This window comes from Candidatus Insignibacter tubulum (genome assembly GCF_056790205.1).
Map to the genome: position 1 here is coordinate 196,576 of NZ_CP199715.1, position 12,477 is coordinate 209,052.

The window sequence follows — 12,477 nt, forward strand, 5'->3', positions numbered from 1 at the left end:
TTTTCTTTTATCGCGATAAAATTTTATGATATCTTATCTGATTATAAGAGTTTTTTTTTGATATAATTATTTATATTTTTTTTATATATCTATATTTTATAATCTTTATTAGAGAAGATCTATAATACTCTCTGTTTTTTTTATCGTTATTTATCATTTATTTTCTATTATTGTTTTTTATGAATTTTAATTATTACTGCTAATATTAAGTTTAACTTATAAATAAGTTATAACTAGGTTATTAGCTAAATGGTATAATAGGTTATATGATTCCCAATAAAAACTTATTTTGAGTTTTCTCATATTTAGTATTTACCTCTCTAGGAGAGATAATATTAAAAAGAGGTATAAATTTGACTACAGTATAAAGCTATTTCGGATAGATTTTTTTTAGTGATGGAATAAAGAATTTGAGAAGTTTTTAATTTAAAGAGCCAACTGTCCTCAAGACTTGATCAAATAATACTTTTACTTGATTTATAATCTAAATGTATTACAAGACTAGAAGGTAACTTTTTTTTAGCCTTCCTTCCAAGTAAGGCTTAATATTTCTAAAAAATGGTCTATTAGTAGCAGAACGTATTGATTACACTTTTAATATTCCTGAAAAAGATAAAAATCAAACTTAACCCGAAGATTTATTTATGCCTAAATATGAATTTATACAGAATATTAAGTCCTTCATAATAGTAGAAGATATACAGGTAAGGCTATTTAAGTATCTCAAAACTTTCTTTATGAAAGGCCTTTTTTATCCTATTTTTAATAGGCGTTTTAAGTATTTAATAGAAGATTTAAAAACATATGTTCAAAGAGGCTATGTTAATTATATATGTTGTGCTAATACTTTTCAAATACAATGTTTTATAGATATTTTTCCGAATTCTGGAAAAGAAGTAAATTTTTTATCACTAATTGAAAATTTACATATCGGGGTTATCGATAAGACTTATAAAGTCTTTTGCTATACAGATCACGAAATTTTCAAACGTTTCTACACTATACATTCACATAAAAATAAAAGCGCACAAAAGACGATTACGTTTAAATCTTTATCAAGTCTTAATATAGGTGATTACGTAATTCATATCGATCACGGAATAGGTCAATATGAGGGACTGGTGAAAATTAACCTGCATGGGAAAAGTCAAGAAATGATAAAAATCATCTATTTAAACAATGACCTATTATACGTAAGTATTCACTCACTTGATAAAATCACTAAATTTAGTGATAAAGACGGAACTAAGCCTGTCCTCAATAAATTAGGATCTACATCTTGGAATCAGTTAAAGAATAAAACTAAAATTAGGGTAAAAAAATTAGCATCTGATCTTATACAATTATATGCCAAACGAAAAGTTAGTTCAGGTTTTGCTTTTTCACCTGATAATTCTCTTCAAAGAAGATTTGAAGCTTCTTTTCCTTATGAAGATACACCCGATCAATCACGAGCTATTGAACAAGTAAAAGCTGATATGGAGAGCAATCGTCCTATGGATAGATTGATTTGTGGAGATGTAGGTTTTGGGAAGACCGAAGTAGCTATACGTGCTGCTTTTAAAGCAGTTATAGATAGTAAACAAGTAGTTTTACTTGTACCTACTACTATTTTAGCTTTTCAACATTATAGAAGTTTTTCAGAACGTTTTAAAGATTTTCCTGTTTCTATAAATTATCTCAATCGATTTAGATCTTTATTTGATAAAAAACGGATTCTCGAACAATTAAAAAAAGGAGATATTAATTTAATTATCGGTACGCATCAACTTATTAACAAAAATATAGAATTTAAAGATTTAGGTCTCATTATTATTGATGAAGAACATAAATTTGGTGTAGCAGCTAAAGATCGCTTAAAAATACTTCGCAATCATATAGATACTTTGGCATTAACTGCTACTCCTATTCCAAGGACTTTACAACTTTCTCTAATAGCAGCTCGCGATCTTTCCATAATTAATACACCTCCTCCGAATCGCTATCCTATAAATACAAATATTATCAGATTTGAACCTAAATATATAAAAGATGCTATACATTTTGAGCTTTCTCGTGGTGGGCAAGTATTTTTTATACATAATAAAATAGATGAATTACCTGAATTGTATAACTGTTTGCAAACTTGGTTACCACAAGCACGTATAGCTATCGGACATGGACAGATGGATGGCAAAAAATTTGAAAGGTTAATACTTGATTTCATAAAAGGGGAAATAGACCTCTTGCTTTCTACAACTATTGTAGAGAGTGGACTAGATATTCCAAATGTTAATACTATTTTTATTTATCACGCACAAAATTTTGGTTTAGCTAATCTATATCAAATGCGAGGACGAGTAGGCAGATCAAACATACAAGCTTTTTGTTATTTAATTACCCCACCTATGAATAATTTAAATAATGAAGCTAGAAAACGTCTTGAAGCTATAGAAATATTCTCAGATCCCGCATCAGGGTTTCAGATTGCTATGAAAGATTTAGAAATACGAGGTGCGGGAAATTTATTAGGAGCAGAGCAAAGCGGTTTTATATCAGAAATGGGATTTGAGACTTATCAAAAAATTCTAGATGAGACAGTAAAAGAATTAAAACAAAATGAATTTAAATCGCTTTATAATCAAAAAAAAGAAAATTCAGATGCTGAGAAGATATTTGTCTCAAGAGTTCAGATTGATACAGATATGGAACTTTCGTTACCTAATAATTATATAAATAATCCTACTATACGCTTAGAGTTATATAGAGAATTATCTATGATAGAAAACCAGATAAATCTCTATGAATTCAAAACTCAGTTAAAAGATCGTTTTGGCCCTATTCCAAATGAGGTTGAAGAACTATTGAATGTTACAAAATTAAAATATTTATGCAAGGTCCTTGGATTTGAAAAAATTTCTCTAAAAAAAGAGGTAATGCTCTTACATTTTATCAGAGATTCAGAATCACCTTATTATAAGGGTGATTGTTTCCACTCCATATTAAACTATATAAATAATTATCCCCAGAAAGTTTTTCTTAAAAAGCATACTAACAAAGAACAAGTTATTTTGCTATTGCGAATTGAAAAAATAACTACAGTTTCACAAGCTATTTTATGGTTGGAAAGATTATTAGATAATTACTCTAAAACTTCTTAAGATAATTTTATTAAATGCCTGTTAATTAAGGACTTATATAGTATATTACGGGAATATACCTAATTTTTCATAACTATCAGATATTTTTTTTATGGCAAGGACAAAAGCTGCCGTTCGCATATCATGTATCTGTTTTTCTTTCTGGATCTCTCGTATCTCATGAAAAGCATTGATCATAGTATCTTCTAGACCACTTTGAACAAGATCTATCTCATCAGGTCCATGCAAAATTTTTTTACGTTCTTGTTCTGAAATGTTCTTTCCACTAAGATTCTCAACAACTTGCAAAATTTCTGTATTAATATTTTCACTGAATCGTTTCTCTAAACGACCATGTCGAACATGACTAAGGTTTTTAAGCCACTCAAAATAAGATACCGTTACACCTCCAGCATTTAAATAGATATCAGGGATGATAACTATTCCTTTTTTATTTAGAATTTCATCAGCATCGGCAGTTATAGGGCCATTAGCAGCTTCTCCTATAATTTTTGCCTTAATACGTCCGGCGTTTTCCTTATAAATGACACCTTCAAGAGCTGAAGGAATTAATATATCACACTCAAATTCTAAAGCTTTACTACTATCTAGTATATCTTTTGCTCCAGGGAAGTTAAATATGGATTTATTTTTTTTTATATGTTCCTTTACTTCATCAGGATTTAACCCCTTTTCATCAAATATTCCGCCTTCTCGTTCAGCCAAAACTATAATTTTGGCACCGGCTTTATAAAAATATTTAGCTGCGTGATAGCCAACATTCCCAAGTCCCTGAATTATAATACGCTTATCTTCTAATCCTGTTTTTAAGCCTATTCTTTTCATATCTTCTAAACTTTGACAAAGTTCACGCATACCATAGAATACGCCTAATCCGGTAGCTTCGGTTCTTCCTCTGACACCTCCTTGTGAAACAGGCTTTCCTGTAACACAGGCTAGAGCATCTATCTCACCTGATCTTAAAGACATATAAGTATCTGCAATCCAACTCATTTCTCTCTCTCCTGTCCCATAATCAGGAGCTGGTACATCCATTCCAGGACCTATGAAATTTTTCTTTATTAGTTCTGATGTGTAACGCCGTGTTATTTTTTCAAGTACATCTGCAGATAAATCTTGGGGATCTATATTTACTCCGCCTTTAGCACCTCCAAAAGGAATGTTTACAATAGCACACTTATAGGTCATAAGTGCTGCTAATGCCATTACTTCATCTTGATTAACAGCAGTACTGTAACGTATACCTCCTTTACAAGGTAATTTATGATGTGAATGTTGCACCCTATAAGCTTCCATTACTTTTATCTCCTTCCCCAATTTTATTGGGAATCTCATGCGATATACGGAATTACAGGCTTTTATAGCATCAAGTATACCCTTATCTATATTAAGGAATTTTGCAGCTTTATCAAAGCTTTTTTCTACACTTTTAAAGAAACTATCCGTTTTCTCTAAGGCTTTTCTATGTAAAAACATAATACAATTTTGAATTGATAATACCCTTCGCCTAAGGTATACATTTACTATTGGTAATTATGCTATTTCAAAATAAAAAAATATTCTGATATCAAGTTAAATAATTCTTTATTATCTAAATATATCTAACATATAGGGGATAAATGCTTTTTATTTTAAAAATATGATTTGGTTCTTATAGATTATTCACGGTTTAAAAAAAACTGTATTTTACTTAGTGTCTTTTTGAACTTTTGACTTTTCTAAAAAAGCTTTTATATATCTAATTATAGATTAATTAAAAATTTAATAGTTAATATTTAGTAATAGAGAGCTTATTTAAAATATAATTATGTGATATTCAAATATTTAAGTACTGTAATTTATGTTACAATATTAATAACTTTTTTATATACATAGATAATTTTTTTTATAGTTGTTTTTTTTAGATATTCTTGAGTTTTTGGATGTTCTAATACACTTTTTTTAATAAAATCTTCATCAACCTCATATGAAAATTTCATTTTGAAACGTAATTTCCCATTAAACATAATGGGATAATTAATAAACTCTTCAAAAAGATATTGTTCATTATATTCAGGAATAGGCATAAAGCTTATTGAAGCTTTATGCCCTAAGTGCATCCAAAGTTCTTCAGCAAGATGAGGTATAAAAGGAGCAATCAGTATAACTAGTGGTTCTAAAACTTCTCTCTCATTACATTTTAATGTATTCAATTCGTTAACAGCAACCATAAAGGCACTTACAGCAGTATTAAAATAAAACCTGGGAACATCTTCTCTAACTTTTTTAATAGTACGATGTAATACTTTTAAGGCTTCAAATGAAGCAGAGGAAGACCTGACATGAAATTCTTTTTGGGGGTGGAATAACTTCCAAAATTTTTTTAAAAATTGATGTATACCATTAATCCCTCTTATATTCCAAGGTTTAGCCTGATCTATAGGTCCAAGAAACATTTCATACATGCGTAAAGTATCTGCCCCATACTGTATACATATTTCATCTGGATTAACAACGTTATATTTTGATTTCGACATTTTTTCTATCTCACGTTTACAAAAAAATTTCCCTTTTTCGCTTATAAATATAGCCTTAGAAAATTCAGGTCTCCATTTTTTAAATTTCTCTATATCAAGCTCATCTTTATTTTTTAGTAAGTGAATATCTACGTGTAGATATTGTATTTTTTGTCCTTTAATTAAATTCAACGATATAAATTTTTCACTCCCTTCTATACGTGCAATAAAGGCTGAATTACCCAGAACCATTCCTTGATTAAGGAGTCTTTCAAAAGGTTCTTCAGTATAAATCCAACCTCGGTCTTTGAGGAATTTATTCCAAAAACGTGAATATAGAAGATGACCAGTCGCATGTTCTGAGCCTCCAACATATAAATCTACCTTTTGCCAATAAGTTTGAGCTTTAGGATCTACGAAAATATCCTTATTATAAGGATCCATATAACGAAGAAAATACCAACTTGAGCCAGCCCATCCGGGCATAGTGCTTGTTTCTATAGGAAAAACATTTTTATCATCTATAAGATCACTAGAGACTATCTTACGCTCTTTATCATTCCAACCCCAACAAGTGGCCCTTTCTAAGGGGGGATCCCCCCTCTTAGTAGGTAGATATTCATCTATTTCAGGCAAATGTAGAGGAAGATTTTCTTCAGGAATCCCATAGGGGATGCCTTTTTTGTAGTAGATAGGAATGGGTTCTCCCCAATAACGCTGCCTTGAGAATACTGCATCTCGTAAACGATAATTAATCATACTATGTCCAAGACCTTTTTCTTGGATTTTTTTAATAACGCTTGAAATAGCTTCTTTTATTTCTAATCCATTGAGAAAATTTGGACGTATGTAATGTCTTTTTTTGATTTTGTGAATTGGCAATCCTATTTCCTCTCTACCTATAATATTATTTATTCTAAGTGTATTTTTAGCAAACTGGTAATCTATTTTATCATGTCCAGGAACGGCCATAATAGCGCCTGTTCCATAGCTGTTTATCACATAATCACTGATATAAACAGCTATAACCTCCTTAGTAAAAGGATGCCTTGCGTAAGCACCAGTAAACACTCCAGAAATATTTTTTATATTAGCAATACGTTCGCGTTCAGTTCGTTTTTTACTATTTTCAATATAGTCTTCTATTGACTTTTTTTGATTGCTTACGGTTATTTTGCTTACTAATGGATGTTCAGGGGCAAGTACAATAAAGCTAACTTCAAAAATAGTGTCTGGACGTGTGGTGAAAACCTCTATAGTTAAAGAAGGTAAATTAACTATAGGGAAAAAAATTTTCGCGCCAAAAGATTTTCCGATCCAGTTTTGTTGAGCTTCTTTAAGCGCTTGTGGCCAATGAATTTGATCTAATCCTTTTAAAAGTCGTTCAGCATAAGCAGTAATGCGCATATTCCATTGTGTCATCTTTTTCTGATATACAGGATATCCACCACGTTCGCTTTTACCTTCTCTTATTTCATCATTAGCTAGAACAGTACCTAAGACTGGACACCAGTTAACATATGTTTCTAACCGGAAGGCTAGTCGGTAATTTTGAAGTATTTCATTCTTCTTCTCTGCAGAAAATACATTCCATTGATCAGAATTAAATTTTTCGTTTGTGCTCTGCGTTGCTTTTATTTTAAGATTCCCTATCTTTTCAAAGATTGCGATTAATTCATCTATAGGACGTGCTTTGTCAAGTTCTTGATCGTACCAAGAGTTAAAAAGCTGTAAAAATACCCATTGGGTCCAGTGATAATAAGATGGATCACTAGTGCATATTTCTCTATCCCAATCAAAAGAGAGTCCGAGTTTTTCAAGTTGATTTTTATATCTTTGAATATTAATTTGTGTTGTTATAGCTGGGTGTTGACCTGTTTGTATAGCATATTGTTCAGCTGGAAGTCCAAAAGAATCAAAACCCATGGGGTGCAATACATTATAACCTTGAGCTCGTTGATAACGAGCATAGATATCAGATGCAATATATCCTAAGGGATGTCCAATATGTAACCCTGCTCCAGAAGGATAAGGGAACATATCTAGAATATAACATTTAGGTTTTTTAGAATAGTTTTCTGCTTTAAAAGTTTGAGATAATTTCCAATATTTTTGCCAATGCTCTTCTATTTTTCTAAATGAGTATCCCATAATCTTAACAGCTATAATGTTGCAAATTACAAATGTACTTATTTTACCATTTTTAAATTATGGTTCTTACTAAGCCTCTTGGAGAATTTTAATTTTAAATAATTATATCAACTTTTTAAGTGATATAATTATTTAATTATACCGATCTTAGTATTAAGATTGACAATTTTAAGAGTTTTAATAGACTAAAAAAAACTATCTGTAGTTATGATCCATGATAAAAATCTGCTGAAAAACGTTATAGAAAACGTGATGAAGAGATCCGATGTACAGAACATAGATAAGCAACTTAATAATTTCAGTATCAGCGATATAGCTCAAATGCTTGAGGACTCTCCTCAATATGCTTCGGCAATTATTAAACTTTTAGATATACACAGGGCTGCTAGTGTTTTTAAACTATTAAATAGTTCTTTACAAAGAGATACTATAAAAACATTACCTCATGAAAGAATTGCTCAACTTCTTAATGAACTCCGTGTTAATGATAGAGTTGCATTTTTAGAGGAATTACCCGATACTCTTATCAAGAAAATGATAAAATATCTCAATCCTGAAGAAAAACGCCGAACACTTTGTTCGTTAGGTTATCCTGAAGATAGCGTAGGACGATTAATGATTCCCGATTATATAGCTATAGGAGATAACTGGACAGTTCAAGAGGTACTTGATAATATACGTTATAAAGGGAAAAACAGCGAAATGATTGAGGTAATCTATGTTGTTAATGAAAAAGGAGAATTAATAGATGATATTAGAATACGAAAATTTCTTCTAGTAGATCCCTTAACCAAGGTTATTGATTTAATGGATGGTCGCTATGTAAGTCTAAATGTTACTGATAATGAGGGAGAAGCTACTAAAGTATTTAACAGGAATAATCGAGTTGCTTTACCTGTAGTAGATGATCAAAATATTTTACTAGGTATTGTTTCTATAGATGATATTCTTTGGACGGTAAATGAAAATTATAGTGAAGATGTTCAGAAAATGGGAGGTATGGAGGCTTTAGATCAGCCTTATCTTGATGTCCCATTTTTAAAATTAGTAAAAAAACGAGCCGGTTGGTTAATTATATTATTTTTAGGTGAGCTTTTTACAAGTACAGCTATGCACCATTTCTCATATGCTTTAGAAAAAGTTCTAGTATTAGCAATGTTTATTCCTTTAGTAGTTTCTAGTGGAGGGAATAGTGGTTCTCAGGCAGCAAGTTTAATTATACAAGCTATGGCCTTAGAACAGATTCATTTGAAAGATTGGTGGCGAATTATGCGCAGAGAGTTTATCTGTGGCCTAGCTCTAGGATGTATACTAGGTATAGTAGGCTTTACCAGAATAGTTTTATGGCAGGAGATAGGTTTATATGATTACGGGGATCATTGGTTTATGGTAGCCGCTACAGTGGCTTTCTCACTGATAGGCGTTGTGCTTTTAGGTACTTTCAGTGGATCAATGTTCCCTATAATGATTAAAAGTTTAGGAGGAGACCCAGCAAGTTCTTCAGCTCCTTTTATAGCAACATTGGTAGATGTGACAGGTATTATTATTTACTTCTCTTCAGCATATATATTCCTCAAAGGAGTACTCTTATGAGTATAAAACAGTTTTGATCCAAAATTAAAACACCAATCTTATATAACTAAAGATTAGTAATCTAAGGATATATATTTATATATAGAAAATTATATAGCTATTCTTTTATAGGCTGTAATTTGAATATTGCTATCAAAATTTTTCAAATATTCTAATACGGATATTTTTTCATCTTTTATAAAAGATTGTTGAATAAGTACATGTTCAGAAAAAAATTTCTTTAATTTACCTTGAACAATATGATCAATCATATTTTTAGGCTTATTATCTTTATGCAGTTGTTCTAAAATAATCTCTTTTTCCTTTTCAATTATTTCGACTGCCAATTCTTTTTCATTTAGAGCCATAGGATTCATAGCGGCTACTTGCATAGCTAAATCTTTACCTATCTTATCAACTTCTTTGTCATAAGAATTAGATAACCCTACTAGGGTAGCTATTTTATTCCCATTATGGATATAATAAGCCACGAATGGAGCTTTGAGTATCTCAAAAGCCCCTAAACATATTTTCTCTCCAATTATTCCGGTCTGTTCTATAAGTTTTTCCTTTATGGTGACACTTTCCTCAAAAAAAGCTTCTAAAAATTCCTCTTTATCTTTATAATTAAGAGCTAATTGAGCTAAATTATGAGCAAGTTGTATAAAATTATTATTCCTAGCTACAAAGTCCGTTTCAGAATTTAAGCCTAAAACAATCCCTTTTGTTTTATCTGAATTTACTTTAGCTATAACTACACCCTCATTAACTTGATTATTAGAACGACTTATTAAAATTTTTTGTCCCTTCTTGCGTAATAATATAGTAGCCTTATCAAAATCACCTTTAGCCTCTAAAAGAGCTTTTTTACAATCCATTATCCCAGATCCAGTTTTTTTTCTTAACTCATTTACTTGTAGAGGGGTTATTTGAAACATTTTTAGCAATTTTTTTTTTGTTAAAAACAATAAATGCTTTTTTATAAAAAACTATAATTAACCTTTAGATATATTAGGCTCAATAGAGAGATCTTCTTCTGAAATTACTTGGGCTACAAATGGATTATTTTCTCCTTTTTCTTTTTCTTCTTTCTCTTCGAATTTTTGTTTTTCTCGCTCAGTTTTCCTCAAAGAAAGACCTTTAGATAAAGCTTGATCCAGATGTTTAAAAATAACAGCAATAGATTTTGAAGAATCATCATTAGCAGGTATAACATAATCTATTTCTCTAGGATCAGAATTAGTATCTACCATAGCGAAAACAGGAATATTAAGTTTTTGAGCCTCTCTTAAGGCAATAGCCTCGCGATAGATATCCACTATAAAGACTGCTGCTGGGAGCCGAGTCATATCGGCAATAGATCCTATGTTTCGTTCAAGTTTAACTTTGGTTCTATTAAGCATAAGCAACTCTTTTTTTGATATAGAAGAATAAGCACCGCTCTTTTTTTTACGTTCAATAGCATTGAGCTTACGTACAGCCTTTCTAATCGTAATAAAATTAGTTAAAAGACCACCTAACCAACGCTCAGTAACATAAGGCATATTATTACTCTTAGATACTTCTGATACGGTTTCTCTAGCTTGTTTTTTTGTAGCTACAAACAATATTTTTTTGCCTGAAGCTACGATAGCTTGTATAGCTTGACAAGCCTCTTGTAACTTTATTGAAGTTTTATAAAGATCTATGATATGAATTCCATTCTTCTCCATGTATATATATGGAGCCATATGATTAGACCATTTTCGAGAGAGATGTCCAAAATGGACATCAGCTGTTAATAATTCCTGAATACTTGCTTTTGACATTTACTTTTATAAATTAGTTTATGTTCCTGCATCTTATAAGGCTAGTAAATTAACTATAAATAGTTTTTTAGCTACTAAAAACTAGATAACACATTCTATAGATATTGTTTTTTTGATAAATTTAAGCTATAGAATTTAACGTTTTGAAAACTGGAATTTTTTGCGTGCTTTTTTTCTTCCAAATTTTTTACGCTCTACTTTCCTAGGATCTCGAGTAAGCAATCCTTCAGGTTTTAAAACTGCTCTATGATCTAAATTAAGACTACAAAGCGCTCGGGAAATAGCTAAACGTATAGCTTCAGCCTGACCATTTATACCACCTCCACAAACTCGTATATTTAAATTAAACTTATCGATATTAGCAGTAAGTAAAAAAGGCTGAAGAATTTTATATTTGAGAATCTCTTGTGGGAAATAATCTCTATAATCTATTTTATTAATAATAATCTTTCCTGCCCCAGCAGAAAGATATAAACGCGCCACTGAAGTTTTCCTTCTACCTATCGCGTGTAAAATTTTCATACTCTTAATTAGTATTAATATTTTTCAGTAAAGTTCACTGTTACAGGATTCTGAGCTTTATGTTTGTGATCAGCTCCTATATATACGTGAAGACTTTTATAAATTTGTTTACCTAAACGATTTTTAGGTAACATTCCTCTAACTGCCTTCTCTATAAGAAATCTAGGATCTTTTATTAATTGTTCGCTAGCAGTTCTAACCCGCTGACCTCCTGGATATCCCGTGTAACGAACGTATTCTTTATTTTTCCAATTGTTCCCTTTAAGTAAAATTTTACTAGCGTTGACTACTATCACATGATCTCCACAATTAGCATGCGGTGTAAAATAAGTTTTGCACTTTCCCCTTATAATATTAGCAATGGTAGAGGCAAGTCTACCTAGACTTTTGCCAGTTGCATCAAAAAGTAACCAGCGTTTTTGCAAGGCTGATACAGGAACTATAGTTGTTTTAAAACTCAAACTATTCACGTTTTTTTTTTTTTGAATTAGTATCAACTAAGGTTAAAATTATTTATTAGCTTTTTTGAACTACGAATATAAGTATCTTATATCAGTTGACAAAATTTGTGTGTTACTTAAATATCTAAGCATTCTTTACACTCTTTATTGCTTTAGCAAAATATCAGTCTTTAGCTATATATAAAAAAAAAAAATAACTGTTATAAACGAATATGAAAATTTATGACAAAATAGAAATAAAGTAATGACTTTATGTCATTTTATAGTTCAAGTTATAAGAATAAATCTGCCATATAAGTATAAATATCTACTCTTTTATCTATGGCAT

The 12,477-nt window shown here is 30.6% G+C and carries 8 protein-coding genes; 2 read left to right on the forward strand and 6 right to left on the reverse strand.

What is annotated here, in order from left to right:
* Positions 1-737 precede the first annotated feature (737 nt).
* On the forward strand, positions 738-3,140 hold the full coding sequence (gene mfd / locus ACUBP5_RS00770; RefSeq protein ID WP_482168408.1) for a transcription-repair coupling factor: 2,403 nt from the start codon (positions 738-740) through the stop codon (positions 3,138-3,140).
* Between the two features lie 45 nt (positions 3,141-3,185).
* Here the strand turns inward: mfd and ACUBP5_RS00775 are convergent, their stop codons facing one another.
* The gene (locus ACUBP5_RS00775) at positions 3,186-4,616 is read right to left on the reverse strand and encodes a Glu/Leu/Phe/Val family dehydrogenase (RefSeq protein WP_482168409.1); all 1,431 of its coding nucleotides are present in this window, start codon (positions 4,614-4,616) and stop codon (positions 3,186-3,188) included.
* 362 nt (positions 4,617-4,978) lie between these two features.
* A complete protein-coding gene (leuS, locus tag ACUBP5_RS00780; RefSeq protein ID WP_482168410.1) occupies positions 4,979-7,786 on the reverse strand; it encodes a leucine--tRNA ligase in 2,808 nt (935 codons plus the stop codon).
* A gap of 252 nt (positions 7,787-8,038) precedes the next feature.
* On the opposite strand from leuS, the gene mgtE reads away from it, so the two are divergent.
* A complete protein-coding gene (mgtE, locus tag ACUBP5_RS00785; protein WP_482168411.1) occupies positions 8,039-9,379 on the forward strand; it encodes a magnesium transporter in 1,341 nt (446 codons plus the stop codon).
* 89 nt (positions 9,380-9,468) lie between these two features.
* Here the strand turns inward: mgtE and tsf are convergent, their stop codons facing one another.
* From tsf to rplM, 4 genes are all read right to left on the reverse strand, one after another.
* Positions 9,469-10,296, reverse strand: a complete 828-nt coding sequence (gene tsf, locus ACUBP5_RS00790) for a translation elongation factor Ts (protein ID WP_482168412.1) — start codon at positions 10,294-10,296, stop codon at positions 9,469-9,471.
* A 57-nt stretch (positions 10,297-10,353) separates the two neighbouring features.
* Positions 10,354-11,166: a 30S ribosomal protein S2 gene (rpsB, locus tag ACUBP5_RS00795; RefSeq protein WP_482168413.1), complete on the reverse strand. Its 813-nt coding sequence runs from the start codon at positions 11,164-11,166 to the stop codon at positions 10,354-10,356.
* 135 nt (positions 11,167-11,301) lie between these two features.
* Positions 11,302-11,688, reverse strand: coding sequence for a 30S ribosomal protein S9 (gene rpsI, locus ACUBP5_RS00800; RefSeq protein WP_482168414.1), 387 nt, complete (start codon positions 11,686-11,688; stop codon positions 11,302-11,304).
* A gap of 14 nt (positions 11,689-11,702) precedes the next feature.
* Entirely contained in the window at positions 11,703-12,158 is a 456-nt protein-coding gene (rplM, locus tag ACUBP5_RS00805; RefSeq protein ID WP_482168415.1) for a 50S ribosomal protein L13, read from the reverse strand.
* Positions 12,159-12,477: the final 319 nt, after the last annotated feature.